The sequence below is a fragment of the Micromonospora andamanensis genome (assembly GCF_016863495.1).
Taxonomy (GTDB): Bacteria; Actinomycetota; Actinomycetes; order Mycobacteriales; family Micromonosporaceae; genus Micromonospora; species Micromonospora andamanensis.
Genome location: NZ_BOOZ01000023.1, coordinates 57,484 through 73,622, shown reverse-complemented (window position 1 = coordinate 73,622; position 16,139 = coordinate 57,484). Strand labels below are relative to the sequence as shown.

Below are 16,139 nucleotides of genomic sequence, written 5' to 3'. Positions count from 1 at the left end.
GCAGCCGCGCCAGGATCACTGCTGCCCGGGCAGGGCGTACCCGACGTAGCTACGGAACTCCAGCCGCCAGCCGGCCGGCAGCAGGTCGGCGCAGAGTTTCCGGCTACCGACACAGAGGATCGCGTCGACCGAGGCCGGGTCGGCCGGTGGCCGATCGTCAAGCACCGACTGGAGTGCCAGCAGGTCAGGTGGCCTACCGTCCGCGTCGCGGAGCAGCAACCACCAGGGGTACTCCCAGTCGTCGTTGCGCTGGGACAGCCCGATCCGGCGCGCGTCGGCGGCCCGGACCGCGTCGGCCGCCCAGCGGTACTCCTCCGCCCACTGCGGACGCCTGATGAAGCGGCTCTCCCAGTCGGAGGTGGTGAATACCGAACCCGCGCCGACCAGCCGGCGCGGGAAGCCGTACGACACCGACAGCACCCCGGCCAGCGCACAGGTGGCCAGCACCGTCACCGCGAGCCCGGCGGCGACGGGTCGTCGGCCACCGCTGCCCGCCGGACCACCGTGTCCCGCGCCGACGCCGGACGCGACCCGACCCGAGCGGCGGAAGAAGGCGTCGAGCCAGAGCCCGGCAAGCGGCACCGAAGCCGCCAGGGCGTAGAGGATCAGACGGTTCCCCCACGGCTGCCACTTGATCATCGCGGTGTGCAGCACCACGGCGACGACCACCACCAGGGCGTACGCGCGCAGCGCTCCCGCCGCGCCCGGACTGACCCGGGCCGGGCGACGCAGCGCCGCCACCGCACCGATGAGCGCCAGCACACCGGCCAGCGGGAAGGCCACCCGGTCCTCGTCGGGATACCAGGACGCGACCGGGAAGATCTCCCGCCCGAACGTGATCGCGCGGTCCTGCGGGTCGACTCCGATCAGCCCGGACAGCCCGATGATCGCCTCGGCGGACACCTCACGCAGCGGTGCCAGCGGCGTGTCAAGCGCGGTGTGCCCGATCCGGAGCGCGTTCACCAGCACCGACTGTGGGTCGTGCCGTTCCATCGGCACCGACTCGCGCAGCCGCTCCGGTCCGAGCGGATGGCCGAACTCGGCGTACACCCGGCCCAGGAAGGGGCCGACCACCGCGGCGGCGACCAGCAGGATCAGGACCGACGCGCCGACCGTACGAGCGATCCCGGCGACCGGGGCCCGGCGGCTCGTGGCCGCCCGCCCGAGGTACGCCAGGCGAAGCTGGCCCAGCCCCCAGAGCACCAGCAGCGGACCGACCGCGAGCAGCCCACTGGTCTTGGTGACGGCGGTCAACCCGGTGGCCGCACCGAGGGCGAGCAGGTCACCCAGGTGCGCCCGTCGACGCAGCCCGTCCAGCGCGAGGGTGCCAGCACAGAGCACCCAGGCGGCGCAGACCAGGTCGGTCTGGGTGCTCGTCGCCTGGAGGGTGACCATCGGGGTGGTGGCCAGTATGAACACGGTGAGCAACTGGGCCCGCCGGCCACCGCCGAGTTGCGCGGTCACCCGGGCGACCGCGAGCAGGCACACCACCCCGGCGGCCCACTGGACCAGGTGGTGCAAGGCGTCGCCGCCGGTGAACAGCCGCAGGTGCAGCAGCAGGTACTCGGCACCCGGCGGAATCGTGACCTGCCGGTGGATCGCGGTCGCCCAGAACGTCAGGTCGCCCTGCGCCACCCAGCGCTCCACCTTGGGCAGGTGGTACGTCTGCGAGTCGAAGTTGTTCGGCGCGGCCAGCAGGGCGATCAGCAGCTCGACCAGGAGCAGCCCGGCGACCGTACCGGCGAGCAGCCGCTCGCCCCGACTCGCCGTACGCCAGAAATCGCCTGCGACGCTGCGCCAGCCGCCGGTCGCGGGGGTGTCCGAAGCGGAAGGTGCCGCCGGACGATCCGGCCCCACGGCGACCGTCGCGGTGGCCGCTCCCCCCGACGCTTCACCGAGGACACCAGTCGTCGGTTCCGGCGCGTCGGCGCGGACGGTGCCGGGCAGCGACTGTGACGTGGGACCACCGACCGCCACGGTGGCCAGGCGCCCGGTCGCGTCCGGCTCGCGGATCCGGGCGTCGACCCGCCGCCGCCACGCCGCCGCCAGCGCCGCCACGGCGAGGAAGAGCAGCCAGGCCAGGCCGAAGGCGGGCGCGGTGAGCAGCCGCAGCGCGCCCAGCACCTCTACCGTCGCCACCGCGAAGGCGCCGACGGCCACTGTCGCCCGGACCAGCGCGAGTCGCCGTGGTGCCACGGTGTCCACCACGCGTGGTCGTAGCGCCACGCTGAGCAGAGCGAGCGCGGCGACGGGAACCAGGACGAACGGGAAGCCGGCGGCCGACATGGCCGGAAGTAAACACCATCAGCCTGGATGCCCGACGATGCATCACCGTCGGTGGTCGTCACCACCCGGCTGACCTGCCGGGCTAGGCTATGGCCGACACATTGCCCGCCCTCGTGGAGATTCCCGTGAAGCTGTCGATCCTCATGCCGGTCTACAACGAGGAAGAACGCATCGCGGATGCCCTCAAGCAGGCGCTGGCGGTCGAGTACCCGTGCGAGATCGAACTCGTGGTGGTCGACGACGGCAGCCGCGACGGCACCGGGGAGATCCTCGGCCGCGCCGACGACGCCCGCCTGCGGGTCATCACGCACCAGCGCAACGCGGGCAAGGGCGCGGCGATCCGCACGGCGGTGGCAAACGCCGACGGCGAGTACATGGTCATCCTCGACGCCGACCTGGAGTACGACCCACAGGACATCCCCAAGCTGCTGGCCCCGGTGCTGGACGGCCGGGCGACAGTGGTCTACGGCAACCGCACCTTCGGCAGCCACAGTGCCTACAGCTTCTGGTACGTGATGGGCAACAAGGGCGTCACCATGGCGGCGAACGTGCTGTTCAACTCCTACATCGGAGACCTGGAGACCTGCTTCAAGCTGATGCCTGTCGCGCTCTACCGCTCGCTGGACGTCCGGTCCCGCGGCTTCGGCATGGAGGCCGAGGTGACAGGCAAGCTGCTGCGTCGCCGCATCCGGCCGTACGAGGTGCCGATCAGCTACCGGGCCCGGGGCCGCGAGGAAGGCAAGAAGATCACCTGGCGGGACGGCGTCGAGGCGCTGTGGATCCTCGGCCGCGAACGCACCCGCCGCAACCGCGACGCCGCCCCCCGCTGACCACCCGGCGTCCGCTCTGCGCGAACGGCCGCGCGCGTGGTGCGCGAACGCCCGTGCAGGTTGCGGCATGTCGGGGCGTACGACCGGCCTGAGACCGCGACATGCCGTGAACCGGGGGCAGCGCTCAGACAAGCGCCGGTGACAGGAAGCCGGTGATCGAGCGGCGCAGACCGCTCGCGTCCAAGCCGTGCCAACGGGTGTGGTCCTCGGCCGAGCCGTAGCGCCGCAACTCCTCCCGCGCCACTCCGAGCGCCAACAGCCGGTGCGGCCGGTCGGACAGCGCCGCCGAGACCACCCGGGCCGAGGTGCCGACCAGACAGGGCTCGACCAGGATCACCTCACTGTCGACGAGCGCTCGCAGGCCGGCGGTGTCGAACGGGCGGGGCCGATGGGTGTACGCGACGGTGACCGGCAGGTCCGAGGTGGCGGCGAGGGCCGCGTCCAACGTGGGTCCGACCGCGACCAGCAGCGCCGCGCCCGGCCCCGCGTCCCGCACCACCACGAGCGCGCCGTCGCCGCCGTGCGGTCTCGCGTTGCTCAGCGTCGACAGCCGCAGGTACGCGGACTCCTCGGCGGCGACCGCCGCACGCAGCAACGCCGGTACCTCGTCGGGGTGACCCGGTACGTGCACCGTCCACCCGTGCAGCGTGTCGATGAGCGAGACGTCGGCCGGGCTGAGGTGGGTGCGGCCCGCCGCCGCCCGGTCGTAGGAAGCACCCACGCTCACCAGGACCGCACTCGCGTCCTGGTGGTCGAGGTCCAGCTTGATCTGCTCGTACGCCCGCTCGACCAGGAACGGCGCGTAGCTGTGCACGATCGGCCGCAGCCCGGTCAACGCCAGCCCGCCGGCCACGCCCAGCATCAACTGCTCCCGGATGCCGACGTTGAGCACCCGGTCCGGGTGCCGTCGGGCGGCCGGGGCGAACGCGGCGGCGGAAATGTCGGCGAGTACCAGCGCGGTACGCGGGTCCTCGGCCAGCAGCGCGGTGGTGGTCTCCACGAACCTGTCCCGCATCGTCACTTCCCCTCCTCGATGACCGCGACCACCAGGTGCGGCCGGTGCCCGTGGTGCCCGGTGAGCGCCGTGTGCAGGGCGTCGTGGTCCCGCCCGTCGACTGTCGCGGCGGTCCACCCGTTGGCGGTGAACCGGGTGGCCAGGCCACCCGGCCAGCCGTGGGTGGCGGAGAAGTTGTCCACCACGATCGCGGTCAGGTTGGCCAGACCTACCGCTCCGGCGTACGCGATCGCCTCGTGGTTCGAGCCCTCGTCCAGTTCGGCGTCGCCGAGCAGCACGTACACCCGGGGGTCGAGCAGACCCTGGGCGCGCAACCCGAGCGCGGTGCCGACACCCAGACCCAGGCCGTGCCCGAGCGAGCCCGAGCCGATCTCCACGCCGGGGATCAGGGTGCGGTCCGGATGATCACCGAGCCGATTCGCCGGCCCGCCCTGGTCGTCCAGCCAGTCGGGCGGGATGAAGCCCTTCGCGGCGAGCAGCGCGTAGTAGCCGGCCACCGCGTGCCCCTTGGAGAGCAGAAACCTGTCGCGGTCCGGGTCGTCGACGGTCGCGGGGGTGATCCGTAGCACCCGGTCGTAGAGCACCTGGAGCACGTCGACCGTCGACAGGACGTTCGGACTGAACTGCCGGCCGGCGCGTACCCGTTCCAGCAGCGGGGCGATCGGCTGGCGCCCGTCGAGCGGTGCGGCGGCGTCGGTGACGCGGGTCGTGGTGGCGAGTGTGGTCATACGGATAGCCTGCAAGTTGAAGCGAGGTTCAACTCAAGGGCGACGTGATGCAGGAAGCTCTGACGATCGGCCAACTCTCCGCCCGCAGTGGGGTGGCGCAGTCAGCCCTGCGCTACTACGAGCGGCTGGGGCTCATCCGGGCCGAGCGGACCAGCGGCAACCAGCGCCGCTACCACCGTGGTGAGCTGCGCCGGGTGGCGTTCATCCGGATCGCCCAACAGGTGGGCATCTCGCTTGAGGAGATCCGGGCCGCGCTCGACTCACTGCCCGCCGGCCGCACCCCCACCGCGGAGGACTGGGCCGAGCTCTCCACCGCCTGGCGGGCCAGACTGGACGAGAAGATCCGGCTGATGAGCCGACTCCGCGACGACCTGGACGCCTGCATCGGCTGCGGCTGCCTCTCGCTGCGCCGCTGCACCCTCTACAACCCGGAGGACAACCTGGGCGGCGAGGGCCCCGGAGCCCGCCTGGTGCTCCCCGGCTAACTGCCCGCCCGCCTCCCCGGCCGCCCGGCCGCCCGGCCGCCCGGCTGCCGCTGGCGGGCATCCGCCAGCTCAGCCGACGGTGAGCAGCACCTTGCCGACGTGCTCGTTCGACTCGACGAGCCGGTGCGCCTGCGCCGCGTCGGTGATCGGCAGCCGCTTGTCGATCACCGGACGTACCCGCCCCGCCTCGACGAGCGGCCAGACCTGCTCGCGTACCCCGCGCACGATCGCGGCCTTCTGCTCCAGCGGCCGGGAGCGCAACGCGGTGGCCGCGACCGTGCCCCGCTTGGCCAGCAGCGCACCCAGGTCCAACTCACCCTTACGGCCGCCCTGCATGCCGATCACCACCAGCCGTCCGTCGGCGGCGAGGGCGGCGACGTTACGACCCAGGTAGGACGCGCCCATGATGTCAAGCACGACATCCGCGCCCCGGCCGTCGGTGACCCGCCGGACCTCGTCGACGAAGTCCTGCTCCCGGTAGTCGACAAGCAGGTCGGCACCCAGCTCCCGCAGCCGGTCGTGCTTGCTGCCCCGAGCGGTCGCGACCACTGTCGCGCCGAGCGCCGCCCCGAGCTGGATCGCGAAGGTGCCGATCCCGCTGCCGCCGCCGTGCACCAGCAGCGTCTCTCCCGCCGCCAGGCGGGCCACCCGCACCACGTTCGACCAGACAGTGCACGCCACCTCCGGCAACGCGGCGGCGTCGACCAGGTCGACGCCGGCCGGCACCGGCAACAGCTGCCCGGCGGGGACGGCCACCCGTTCGGCGTACCCACCGCCGGCCAGCAACGCGCAGACCTGGTCACCCACCCGCACGCCGGCCACCTCGGCGCCTGTCGCGCTGACCACCCCCGAACATTCCAACCCGGGGTACGCGGGCGCGCCCGGCGGAGGCGGGTAGTGCCCCTGCCGCTGCAACAGGTCGGCCCGGTTGACAGCGGTGGCCCGTACGTCCACGACCACCTCACCCGGACCCGGCTGCGGGTCCGGCACCTCACTCCAGGTCAGCACCTCAGGTCCGCCCGGCTCGACAATGGTGATCGCTCGCATGGCCCAGTCTTACCCGATCCCGGGCCGGCTCCACGTCCGCACCCCGGTCCAGCACGCAGCGTCAGTGGTCACGGCGCACCGGGTAGCTCGGCCGCTCACCGATGTACCCGCCGTGGCAGACTAGGCACGGCCGCGTACCGCGTGGCCCAGGAGGGTTCGCCTAGTGGCCGATGGCGCTGGTCTTGAAAACCGGTAAGGCAGCAATGTCTTCGTGGGTTCGAATCCCACACCCTCCGCGCTTACGGGCAGCGCACCTGACCCGGTGGCTATGCCTGTCCGGGATTCCGGCCGCTGTAGGGCGATCCTGTCGCTGGGAGCGGCAACTCACTGCGGCGGAGACGCTACGAAGCTTCCCTTGCCCTGGTGGGTCTCGATCAGGCCGCGTTCGCCCAGGATCCGCAGAGCGAATTTGATCATCGTGTTGGAGATGCCGTACTGGACGGTGAGCTGGGCGATCGACGGCAGTTTGTCGCCGGGCTTGAGTGTCCCGGCCTGGATCGACGTGGTGATGTCGTCCACGACCTGTTCGTACAGCGGCTTGCGGCGGTGGTTCATGGCGGGCCACCTCTCGTCGGCCCTTTCAGGTTGCCAGCCCAACACGCGCACTATGACGCCTGTGTTGACTGAGGTTGCTAAGTAACCTAAGTTCGCTCCATCGGGGCTGCTCGTCGGCTAGCGAGGCCCCGGCCGGTGCGGAGGTGGTCCCCCTTCCGTCTCCGCACCGGCACCCCCTCCTGCCGCTGCGGAGGCACCGATGCGAGACAAGTGCAGACCCGACGGTACGCATCCGATCTATGGTGGCCGGCCACCTATCCCGGACGGCGATCGCTACCCGATTCCAGCCCCACCTCAACTCGTCGCACGTAGCCAACTCGTTGCCGGCTGGATTGCCGCCGGCATCGTTCTAGTCATGCTGGTGGCCGGAATCGCTGGGTGTATCCCGTGACGTCCATGTATGACGAGGTGGAGATGCGGGAGGTGGCAGTGGCGGCGGGCGTCGTCCTGAGCCGCCATCGCGACGGTCCGTGCGAGGTATGCGGGCCGGCCGGCTGCCCGGATCTGGAGTGGGCAGGGCCGGTGATGGAGGCGTGGGAGCGGGAGTGGGCGACGGTAGCCGACGAGGCGGCGCGATCGACCTGACTGCCGCCCGCCTAGGTGCTTTCCGGCGGGCGCTTCTCCTTCTCCTCGCGGATCTTCTCGTCGGCGAGCCGGTCCACTGCCCGGCGGCGTTCGTCGCTGAGGGCCGCCTCGTCGCGTCGACGTACGGCATCGATGACGGCGGTGATGAAGTCACGCCAGACTCCGGCCAAGAGACTCCTTCGCTAGCTGTTGCAGGGTGACAACCGCCGTGAGGGTCGCTCGGTTACGGCGGACTTGGGGCCGGTTCTGTCGAATGTCAGCGCGTCACAGGGTAAGAAAAGGGGCGCACAACACCGCTTCCACCGGAAGGACCTGTGTCGATGACCCTGGAACGTCCCATCGCCCCGGACCCGTACGAGCTGCTGCCGACCGTCGCCTCCTTCACGCTGACCAGTGACGATGTACAGAACGGTGAGCCGATGGATGCGGCCCACGCGCACGGCAGCACCGGTGGTGACAACGTCTCGCCGCACCTGGCCTGGTCGGGCTTCCCGGCGGAGACCAAGAGTTTCGTGGTCACCTGTTTCGATCCGGACGCGCCGACCGGCAGTGGTTTCTGGCACTGGGTGCTTGTCAACCTGCCGGCCGACGTGACGGAGCTGCCGCGCGGCGCCACCGACGATGACCTGAAGGGCGGGTTCACCGTCCGCAACGACTACGGGGAGCACGGTTTCGGCGGTGCCGCGCCGCCGCCAGGTGACCGCCCGCACCGCTATGTCTTCGCGGTGCACGCCCTCGACGTCGACGGTCTCGACGTCACGCCGGAGGCGACCCCCGCCTACGTCGGCTTCAATCTCGCCTTCCACACCCTGGCCCGAGCCACCACCCGCCCCACCTACCAGATCGCCGGCTGACCCGCCGCCATCCTCGGTTGATCATGAGGTTAGCGGCGGACTCGATCTCCAAGAGTGCCGCTAACCTCATGATCAACGGGGCATGGGGTAGGGCCGGAGGGGCCCAGGGGTGGGTTAGGCGGGGGTGCGGGCTACGGCGAAGACGGACTGCCCGAAGGGGGGTCGGACCAGTTGCTCGGCGGCCTTGGTGGCGGGGAGGACGAGGGTGTCGTAGACCTTGACCATCGGGCCTTCCTTGGGCATCAGGCGGAAGACCTTGGTGGCCATGAAGTAGCCGATCAGGCCGAGCGCGTTGGCGTAGTGGATCGTCTCCACCCGCAGGCCCGCCTCGGTCATCGCGTCGGCCAGGGTCTTCTTCGTGTAACGCCGGACGTGGCCGGTGGCGATGTCCGCCGGGCTCATCGCGAACTGGAACGCCGGCACGATGATGACCACGGCGCCGCCGGGCCGGACCAGCTGGCCCATGCTGCGCAGCGCTCCGACGTGGTCCTCGATGTGCTCCAGGACGTTGTACGAGACCGCGGCGCTGTAGTCGCCCTGCTCCGAGTGGGGCAGCAGCATCTGGCGCACCTCGATGGCGGGCCGGTCGGCGAGGCGCTCCTTGAGCGCGACCAGGCGGTCCGGATCCGCCTCGGTGGCGGTGAACCGGGGGAAGTTCTCGCTCCACTCCAGGGCGTAGTCGCCGAGGCCGCTACCGATCTCGATGGGGTTGTCACCCAGGTAGGGCACGGCCAGCTCAACGAACCAGCGCCGGTGATTGACCGCCGTGGCGAGGCCCTCCAGGACCTCGGACTGCACGCGCTGATCCCCAGTGATTTCTGCCATGCGTCGATTCCTCACGATGCGACTCGACCCGTGCCGGGACCGACAGAGTGAACCATCCGCCCGGACGGCGGGGATATCGGGGCCCGCGATGGCCGATTAACGGTCGGGGGTAGGTGCACGATCGGTGTGGCCAGCGAACCCTGCCGATACTACGCGAGTGCCTTGAACCCTGCACGCTGGCCGCTTAGGCCGACTACGCTCTGAATTGTTATGACTACTCCCGATTCGGACGGACCTGGCGCGCAGTCCGAGGCGGGAAAGGCTGCGGGCCGGGCGGCGCGCGGGCGTGGTGGAGCCGGCTCGCGGTGGCGGAACGACGTCGTGGCCGTGGCGAGCTTCGCCGCACTCGGATTCTGGGTCACCGGGCGAATGTGGCTGAATCCGCGTGACGGCATTCGCGACAATCCAACCGATATGGCCCAGTTCGAATGGATGATGGCGCACGGGGCCCGGGTCGTCACCGAATTCGCCTATCCGTTCTCGTCAGACCGGATGAATGCGCCGGAATCAGTCAATTTGATGGCGAACACGTCGGTTCTGTCCGTCTCATTGCCGATGACACCGATAACCCTGCTGTTCGGCACCCGGGCCGCGTTCCTGCTCTTCCTCACCCTTGGCATGATCGCCACCGCCACCGCCTGGTACTTCCTGCTCTCCCGGGTGGTGCTACCCGACGCACGAGGTCCGGCCTGGCTGGGCGCCACGTTCTGTGCGTACGCGCCAGCCATGGTCTCCCACGCCAACGCCCATCCGAACATCGTGTCGCAGTACGTCGTGCCGTTGATCATCTGGCGTACCCTGCGGCTCGCCGAACCGGGGCGATGGCTGCGCAACGGCCTGCTGCTCGCCCTCATGATCATCTGGCAGGCGTTTCTGAACCTGGAGATCCTGCTGATGACCGCGATCGGCCTCGGCGTGGTGATCGTCGCGATGGCGCTCGGTCGGCCCGAGCTGCGGGCCCGGATCCGGCCGTTCGTCAGCGGGCTCGGGGTGGCCGCGGTGGTCTCCGTCGCGCTGCTGGCCTACCCGCTCTACGTGCAGTTCTTCGGCCCCGGCGCCTACCACGGGCTGCCCTGGCTGATCCGGGGCTACTCCACCGACCTGGCCTCCTTTGTCGCCTACTCCCGCGAGTCACTGGCCGGTGACGCCCGCAGCGCCACCGGGCTGGCCAAGAACCCGACCGAGGAGAACGCCTTCTTCGGTTGGCCACTCGTGATCCTCGTGGCGGCACTCGTGTGGTGGCTGCGACGCAACGCCGTGGTGATCGGCCTGGCCGTGCTCGGTCTGCTCTTCGCGGTGCTCTCGCTCGGCCGGGAGATCCGCTTCGACAGGCGCGGGACCGGCGTACCCGGGCCGTGGGCGCTGCTGGAGGACCTGCCGGTCCTGCACTCGGTGGTGCCGACCCGCTGGGCGCTGGCCATCACGCCGATCATCGGCCTGCTCCTGGCGTACGGCGCGGCGACGGTCCGCGACCTGGCGTCCCGATACCCGGACCGGCGGTCCCAGATCCGCTTCGCCACGGTGACCGGGCTGGCGATGGCGCTGGTGCCGGTGCTGCCCACGCCACTGCCGACGAAGCGGCTCGAACCGACACCCGAGTTCGTCACCTCCGGCGCCTGGCGTCCCTACCTGGCCGGCGGGCGCAGCGTGGTGACCCTGCCGCTGCCCGACACCGAGTACGCCGAACCGCTGCGCTGGTCCGCCCACACCCGGCAGGAGATGCCGATCGCCCGTGGCTACTTCCTCGGCCCGGACACCCGACCGGGCCGGGACCGGGTCGCCCTGTTCTCTGCACCACCGCGGCCCACCAGCACCTTCTTCGGCACCATCCGACGCACCGGCGAGGTGCCGCCGGTCACCGAGCAGGCCCGCCGGGAGGCGGTGCAGGACCTGCGGTACTGGCGGGCGGGTGTGGTGATCCTGGGCCCACACGAGCACGCCGACGCGCTGCGAACCGGAATGACGGAGCTGACCGGCATCGAACCCGGGTACGCCGGCGGCGTCTGGATCTGGGACGTGCGCCCGCTGACCGGGTGAGCGGCGGGGCGGTTCAGCTGCGAATGCAGCAGCCCTGGCAGACCTTCGGTTGGGGCAGGGTGAAGGCCAGGCAGCAGGTGCGGCGCTGCACGGTCGGCTCGCCGTTCGGCCCCGGAACCAATTCCACCAGGTCGGCCAGGTTGAGTGCGTCGAGCAGCGTGTCGATCGCCTCGACCGTGGAACCGGGCAATCCGTCGGCGGCGCGCAGCAGCGCGTGCGCGACGCCTGAGGCCACCGAGCCGAGGAGGGTGCGGGCGCCGATGCGCACCTCGCCCTGGATCGCGGCGATCAGCGGCGACAGGTGGGCGTCAAGCAACGAGGCGCGCAGCGTGGCGAGCAACTCCTGCTCGTCGGCCACCACCTGGACCTGAGGCAGCCCGGAGAGGGCCAGCGGATCGCTGGGCAGCACCGCCACCGGGATCGACTCACGCAGCCCCACGGTGACCAGAGCCCGCTGGTCGGCGAAGTGGATCAGCGCCGAGGTGTGGTCCAGCAGCGGCACCCGCCGGGCGGCGGCCCAGCCGAGCACCACCGGCAGCGCCGCCCAGTAGCTGTACGCCTTCCAGGCGAGCGCGGCGGAGGCGTGCGGGGTGCCACCCCAGAGTCGGACGGCCGAGTTGAGCAGCTCCGGCAGGCGTGCGCCGGTGAGTGTGGTCGCCGGAACCCACCCGGCCTCGTCGACGACGAGCAGGCCCGGGGCCAGCCCGGGAAGGTCGTCGGTGCCGAACATGGCCCGCAGGGTCGCGGTGACCGGAGCCAGGGGCGCGGTGGCCGGGTCCTGGAGGGGCAGCACCGCTGTCACCTGATCCACCCCCGCGTCATCCAGCCCACCCGATTCGAAGCGTTCATCGTCGTACTAAGGCTAGCCTAACCACACTTTCGGGCGCAGGGGAACCCGACGGCGGGGTGAATGCAGCGGCGCAGGTCACGTGTCGGATGAAGATCACGCACCGTGTCGGCTGGAGGACTCCGCGCAGTATCGGTAGGAACCGCTCATTAGTCAAGGTTCTTGTCGACTAGGTGCCAGATGTGTGTGCGGCCGGCGACTCAACGTGAAACTTGGTACTCCCGGCCACGAGGAAGCTGATGACGACCTCACCGCTCGATCGGGCTGCCGACTCCTTCGCCGCCGAACTCGCACGGCATCGGACGGAGCGGGGGCTGTCCAAGAAACAGCTAGCCACCCTGATGGGATTCGACCCCTCGTACGTCAGTCACGTCGAGGGACGCCGCCACCGACCGACTGAGGACTTCGCCCGCCGCGCCGAGGCCGTCCTGGAGGCCAGCGGCGCGATCTGGCAGCGCTTCCGGGAGTACGACGACCTTCGCCACGCCCGCAGCGACCGTACCCACCGGGAATCCGGCCTGCCCGGCCAGTGGATGCCCCCCGGCACCGGCCTGATCGTCGAACGCGAGTCGGCCACCCTCACCCACACCGACGACGCCTACCGCTGTGTCATCCGCCGTGAGCTGTACAACGCAGGTGTCGAGCCGGTCACCCGTTACCTGATCCGTGTCGCCGTGGACCGCTACCCCAGTGACCCGGGCCGCTCCAACCGGCACCACCGGGAACACCCGCTCAGCTTCGCCGAGCTGCAACTTGTCGCCTGCCGCGAGGAGTCCGGCGAGCGGGAGACCATGCACTGGCGCGCGAAACACGACCGGGACGCGTTCAAGGAGATCTGGCTGCTCTTCGAGAACGGCGAACGACGCTTCCCGCTCTACCCCGGTCGCCGTGCCACGATCGAGTACGCGTACACCGTGGGTCAGGACAAGTGGGGGCCGTGGTTCCAGCGCGCGGTCCGCGTACCGACCCGGCACCTTGCCGTACGCCTGGATCTGCCGGCGGCGCTGGACCCGCAGGTCTGGGGCGCGGAAACCTCGCTCTCGGCGGAGGAGGGCCCGCTGCGGACGGCGGTGACCCGCAGCGACGAGGGCGACCGGGCGATCTTCGACTGGGCGACCGACGAGCCTCCGCTGAACGCCAGGTACCGGTTGCAGTGGCGGTTCCGGGCGCAACCGGAACCTGACGTGGACGGTGGGCGGGTCCGGCCCTCCGACCGGATGCGCGGGCTCGGCATCGTTCAGCGCGGTGCCGACCTGCTGCGGCAGCCGGCCCGCCCGTTCGACCTGCCGCGCGAGGAACCGGTAGCCCGGGAGATCGTCGACCGGCTGCTCACCGCGCTGGCCCGGCTGGACGAACTGCACCCCTTCACCAAGGGGGTGGGCATCGCCGCTCCACAGCTTGACCTCGACCGGGCCGTGGCGGTGGTCCGCCCGCCGGACCGCACAGCCGAGCCGGTCGTGCTGCTCAACCCCCGGGTGGTCGACGCGGCACCCCACACCGACGAACAGTACGAGGGGTGCCTCTCCTTCTTCGATCATCGCGGCCTGGTCCCGCGACCGCTGCGACTTGACGTGGAACACGCGCAGTTCGACGGCGGACGGATCATCACGTCCTTCGAATTCGGCATGGCCCGGCTGGTCGCGCACGAGATCGACCACCTGGACGGCCGGCTCTACGTCGACCGGATGGCACCAGGCGTGCCGCTGGTGCCGATCGAGGAGTACCGGGAGTCCGGCCACCCGTGGCGTTACTGACCCTCGCGGTGAAGCACCACTGACCGGGCGCGACCCCGCCCGCCCGGGTGGGAACGACGGCCGGACGGGCGAGGTGGCGCGGGGCGGTGCCGGTCCGCCCGATCGGGGGACCGGGGCGCGTGCCCCAGGGGGCAGGGGCACGCGCCCCGGTTCGGGGGGAGGAAAGCTCTACAGGTTGCCGAACGTGTCGTAGCGGGTCCGCTGGGGCGGTACGTTGTCCGCGGCGAGCACCCGGAGGGTGGAACGCACCATCGGTGCCGACCCGGAGACGAAGCAGTCGTGCGTCGTCCACGGCCCGTACCGGGCCACCACGTCGGAGATGTCACCCTGCTCGCCGTCGAAGTCCGGATCGTCGCTGCACGCCGGCGTCACCGAAAGCCACGGGTGGGCGGCGACCAGATCCCGCAGCCGGTCCAGACCGTAGAGGTCCGCCTCGGTCCGGGCACCGTAGAAGACGTGCACCCAGCGGGCCCGGTTGTAACCGGCCAACTCCTCGACGAGCGCCTTGATCGGGGCCAGTCCGACGCCACCGGCGACGCAGAGGATGTCCCGCTCGGACGAGCGGTCGACAGTCATCGAACCCATCGGCGCGGCCACCCGCAGCAGGTCGCCCGGCCCGGTCCGGCGGACCAACGCGCCGGAAACCCAACCGGCGGCGTCGGTCGGCGTACGGACGTGGAACTCCAGCACGTTGTCCTCGTTCGGCGCGTTGGCTATCGAGTACGTCCGCCACACCCGTGGGTGATGGCGGGGCACCTCCACGCTCACGTACTGACCCGCCTGCCAGGTCAACGGATACTGCAACGCCCGACAGGTGAGCACCGCCGTGTCCGGGCCGTACCGTTCGTGGGTCAGCACCTCGGCGTGCCAGAACGGCGGGTCGTCGTCCGCCGCCGCCCCGCCGAGCATCTTCTCGGCGATGGCCGCGTACGCGTCCCGCCACGCCTGGTCGTACTCCAGGTTCCAGCCGTCGCCGGCGATGCTGCGCAACGCGTCGAGCAGCGCCACGCCCATCGTGTCGTAGTGGGCCGCCTCGACGTGGTACTTGCGGTGGTCCCGGCCGAGCGCACGGAGGAACTCGTCGAAGCCCTCTGGGTCGTCCACCGTGTGGATCGCCGCGATTATCGCCTCGAGCAGCCGGTCACCCTGGCCGGTCATCTGCACCGGAAAGAGCTTGCGCAGCTCGGGGTCGAGGAGGAAGAGCCGGGCGTAGAAGTGACCGCTCAGCCGGCCCCGGTCCTCCTCGACAAGGGTCCAGCTCTCCTTCAGCAGCCGCGCGAAGTTGTCCACCGGGGGCGCTCCTTCTTCTGACGGCGGATCGGGCCCAGACAGAATCTCCACGGAGCGTGTATGAAGGTCGCACAGAATGTGCGATCGCATCGTGAGGTCTGCTCGCCGGAGGGCGGATGCCGCAAGCGGGCGTCCGGTCGGGCAGAGTGGTCCGGTGACCGTTGAGCTCACCCGCCCGGTGTCCCGCCGGCTGCTCGGCACCGAGACGATGCTGGTACTCGGCCTCTCCCTCGGTCAGTCGGCCGTCTACGCCGTCGTGTCGATCATCGCGAAGCTGACGGCGGAGGGCGGCCTGTCGCGGCAGACCGCAGCGCTGAACACCTCCGCGTCGGCCCGCCCCTACCTGGACCTGACGTACCAGCTGCTCGGCATCGTCTTCGCGCTGCTGCCGGTGCTGCTCGCCGTACACCTGCTGGCGCGGAACCCGGGCGACCCGGTGCGGACCCTCGGCCTGGATGCCGGCCGACCCGGGTCCGACCTGGCCCGGGGCGCCGGACTGGCGGCACTCATCGGACTCCCCGGCCTGGCGCTGTTCTGGGCGGCGGCCCAGCTCGGTATCAACGCCACAGTGGTGCCGGCCGCCCTGCCCGACCTGTGGTGGACGGTGCCGGTGCTGATCCTCGCCGCCTTCCAGAACAGCATCCTGGAGGAGGTGATCGTGGTCGGCTACCTGATGACCCGACTGCGCCAGCTCCAGTGGCGGGTCGGCGCGATCATCGCGACGAGTGCGCTGCTACGCGCCTCGTACCACCTCTACCAGGGGTTCGGCGCGTTCGTCGGCAACGCGGTGATGGGTGTGGTATTCAGCCTTTTCTACCTGCGTACCCGCCGGGTGATGCCGCTGATCGTGGCACACGCCCTGCTCGACATCGTCGCCTTCCTCGGCTACGCCCTGCTCCCTCGCGAATGGTTCACCTGGCTCTGACCTCCCGCCGTCGCCGGCCTCCGCCGGCCCCGCCCGTCGGCGTTGATCAAGAAGCTCGCGTCTGCCCCACAGGCGT

At 70.7% G+C, this 16,139-nt stretch carries 16 protein-coding genes and 1 tRNA gene; 8 read left to right on the top strand and 9 right to left on the bottom strand.

Going from position 1 to position 16,139, the window contains the following annotated elements; all coding sequences use genetic code 11:
• Nucleotides 1-15 precede the first annotated feature (15 nt).
• Nucleotides 16-2,286 (bottom strand): DUF2142 domain-containing protein, encoded by a 2,271-nt coding sequence (locus Van01_RS19110; protein ID WP_204009049.1) that lies wholly within the window; start codon nt 2,284-2,286, stop codon nt 16-18.
• 125 nt (nt 2,287-2,411) lie between these two features.
• Between Van01_RS19110 and Van01_RS19105 the strand changes: the two genes are divergently transcribed.
• Nucleotides 2,412-3,116 carry a glycosyltransferase family 2 protein gene (locus Van01_RS19105; RefSeq protein WP_204009047.1) on the top strand — a complete coding sequence of 235 codons (705 nt, stop codon included), beginning with the start codon at nt 2,412-2,414 and terminating at the stop codon, nt 3,114-3,116.
• Between the two features lie 124 nt (nt 3,117-3,240).
• Here Van01_RS19105 and Van01_RS19100 read toward each other — a convergent pair whose 3' ends face one another.
• Together Van01_RS19100 and Van01_RS19095 are read right to left on the bottom strand one after the other, a co-directional pair.
• Nucleotides 3,241-4,131: a transketolase family protein gene (locus Van01_RS19100; RefSeq protein WP_204009261.1), complete on the bottom strand. Its 891-nt coding sequence runs from the start codon at nt 4,129-4,131 to the stop codon at nt 3,241-3,243.
• A gap of 2 nt (nt 4,132-4,133) precedes the next feature.
• Entirely contained in the window at nt 4,134-4,859 is a 726-nt protein-coding gene (locus Van01_RS19095; RefSeq protein WP_204009045.1) for a thiamine pyrophosphate-binding protein, read from the bottom strand.
• A 47-nt stretch (nt 4,860-4,906) separates the two neighbouring features.
• Between Van01_RS19095 and soxR the strand changes: the two genes are divergently transcribed.
• Nucleotides 4,907-5,344 (top strand): redox-sensitive transcriptional activator SoxR, encoded by a 438-nt coding sequence (soxR, locus tag Van01_RS19090; RefSeq protein WP_204009043.1) that lies wholly within the window; start codon nt 4,907-4,909, stop codon nt 5,342-5,344.
• Nucleotides 5,345-5,413: 69 nt separating this feature from the next.
• Here soxR and Van01_RS19085 read toward each other — a convergent pair whose 3' ends face one another.
• Nucleotides 5,414-6,391, bottom strand: coding sequence for an NAD(P)H-quinone oxidoreductase (locus Van01_RS19085; protein WP_204009041.1), 978 nt, complete (start codon nt 6,389-6,391; stop codon nt 5,414-5,416).
• A gap of 149 nt (nt 6,392-6,540) precedes the next feature.
• On the opposite strand from Van01_RS19085, the gene Van01_RS19080 reads away from it, so the two are divergent.
• Nucleotides 6,541-6,627, top strand: a tRNA-Ser gene (locus Van01_RS19080).
• A gap of 88 nt (nt 6,628-6,715) precedes the next feature.
• Here the strand turns inward: Van01_RS19080 and Van01_RS19075 are convergent.
• Nucleotides 6,716-6,946: a GntR family transcriptional regulator gene (locus Van01_RS19075; RefSeq protein ID WP_204009039.1), complete on the bottom strand. Its 231-nt coding sequence runs from the start codon at nt 6,944-6,946 to the stop codon at nt 6,716-6,718.
• A 387-nt stretch (nt 6,947-7,333) separates the two neighbouring features.
• Here Van01_RS19075 and Van01_RS19070 point away from each other — a divergent pair, with 387 nt between their 5' ends.
• A complete protein-coding gene (locus Van01_RS19070; RefSeq protein ID WP_204009036.1) occupies nt 7,334-7,531 on the top strand; it encodes a hypothetical protein in 198 nt (65 codons plus the stop codon).
• An 11-nt stretch (nt 7,532-7,542) separates the two neighbouring features.
• Here Van01_RS19070 and Van01_RS19065 read toward each other — a convergent pair whose 3' ends face one another.
• A complete protein-coding gene (locus Van01_RS19065) occupies nt 7,543-7,701 on the bottom strand; it encodes a hypothetical protein (RefSeq protein ID WP_158240286.1) in 159 nt (52 codons plus the stop codon).
• Nucleotides 7,702-7,851: 150 nt separating this feature from the next.
• Between Van01_RS19065 and Van01_RS19060 the strand changes: the two genes are divergently transcribed.
• On the top strand, nt 7,852-8,385 hold the full coding sequence (locus tag Van01_RS19060; protein ID WP_204009034.1) for a YbhB/YbcL family Raf kinase inhibitor-like protein: 534 nt from the start codon (nt 7,852-7,854) through the stop codon (nt 8,383-8,385).
• A gap of 114 nt (nt 8,386-8,499) precedes the next feature.
• On the opposite strand, the gene Van01_RS19055 is transcribed toward Van01_RS19060, so the two are convergent.
• Nucleotides 8,500-9,210 carry a class I SAM-dependent methyltransferase gene (locus Van01_RS19055; RefSeq protein ID WP_204009032.1) on the bottom strand — a complete coding sequence of 237 codons (711 nt, stop codon included), beginning with the start codon at nt 9,208-9,210 and terminating at the stop codon, nt 8,500-8,502.
• Between the two features lie 210 nt (nt 9,211-9,420).
• On the opposite strand from Van01_RS19055, the gene Van01_RS19050 reads away from it, so the two are divergent.
• Nucleotides 9,421-11,247, top strand: a complete 1,827-nt coding sequence (locus tag Van01_RS19050; RefSeq protein WP_373306270.1) for a DUF6311 domain-containing protein — start codon at nt 9,421-9,423, stop codon at nt 11,245-11,247.
• A gap of 13 nt (nt 11,248-11,260) precedes the next feature.
• Here the strand turns inward: Van01_RS19050 and Van01_RS19045 are convergent, their stop codons facing one another.
• Nucleotides 11,261-11,977 (bottom strand): IucA/IucC family C-terminal-domain containing protein, encoded by a 717-nt coding sequence (locus tag Van01_RS19045; protein WP_373306272.1) that lies wholly within the window; start codon nt 11,975-11,977, stop codon nt 11,261-11,263.
• Between the two features lie 356 nt (nt 11,978-12,333).
• Here Van01_RS19045 and Van01_RS19040 point away from each other — a divergent pair, with 356 nt between their 5' ends.
• Nucleotides 12,334-13,848 (top strand): peptide deformylase, encoded by a 1,515-nt coding sequence (locus tag Van01_RS19040; RefSeq protein ID WP_204009028.1) that lies wholly within the window; start codon nt 12,334-12,336, stop codon nt 13,846-13,848.
• Between the two features lie 168 nt (nt 13,849-14,016).
• On the opposite strand, the gene Van01_RS19035 is transcribed toward Van01_RS19040, so the two are convergent.
• On the bottom strand, nt 14,017-15,138 hold the full coding sequence (locus tag Van01_RS19035; protein WP_204009026.1) for a globin domain-containing protein: 1,122 nt from the start codon (nt 15,136-15,138) through the stop codon (nt 14,017-14,019).
• A gap of 154 nt (nt 15,139-15,292) precedes the next feature.
• Here Van01_RS19035 and Van01_RS19030 point away from each other — a divergent pair, with 154 nt between their 5' ends.
• The gene (locus Van01_RS19030; protein ID WP_204009024.1) at nt 15,293-16,063 is read left to right on the top strand and encodes a CPBP family intramembrane glutamic endopeptidase; all 771 of its coding nucleotides are present in this window, start codon (nt 15,293-15,295) and stop codon (nt 16,061-16,063) included.
• Nucleotides 16,064-16,139 lie beyond the last annotated feature (76 nt).

Bases quoted from the DNA above. Each gene is read 5' to 3' on its own strand.
- Van01_RS19110 (WP_204009049.1), bottom strand. From the start codon at position 2,286: ATGTCGGCCGCCGGCTTCCCGTTCGTCCTGGTTCCCGTCGCCGCGCTC.
- Van01_RS19100 (WP_204009261.1), bottom strand. From the start codon at position 4,131: ATGCGGGACAGGTTCGTGGAGACCACCACCGCGCTGCTGGCCGAGGAC.
- Van01_RS19095 (WP_204009045.1), bottom strand. From the start codon at position 4,859: ATGACCACACTCGCCACCACGACCCGCGTCACCGACGCCGCCGCACCG.
- soxR (WP_204009043.1), top strand. From the start codon at position 4,907: ATGCAGGAAGCTCTGACGATCGGCCAACTCTCCGCCCGCAGTGGGGTG.
- Van01_RS19085 (WP_204009041.1), bottom strand. From the start codon at position 6,391: ATGCGAGCGATCACCATTGTCGAGCCGGGCGGACCTGAGGTGCTGACC.
- Van01_RS19075 (WP_204009039.1), bottom strand. From the start codon at position 6,946: ATGAACCACCGCCGCAAGCCGCTGTACGAACAGGTCGTGGACGACATC.
- Van01_RS19060 (WP_204009034.1), top strand. From the start codon at position 7,852: ATGACCCTGGAACGTCCCATCGCCCCGGACCCGTACGAGCTGCTGCCG.
- Van01_RS19055 (WP_204009032.1), bottom strand. From the start codon at position 9,210: ATGGCAGAAATCACTGGGGATCAGCGCGTGCAGTCCGAGGTCCTGGAG.
- Van01_RS19050 (WP_373306270.1), top strand. From the start codon at position 9,421: ATGACTACTCCCGATTCGGACGGACCTGGCGCGCAGTCCGAGGCGGGA.
- Van01_RS19045 (WP_373306272.1), bottom strand. From the start codon at position 11,977: ATGTTCGGCACCGACGACCTTCCCGGGCTGGCCCCGGGCCTGCTCGTC.
- Van01_RS19040 (WP_204009028.1), top strand. From the start codon at position 12,334: ATGACGACCTCACCGCTCGATCGGGCTGCCGACTCCTTCGCCGCCGAA.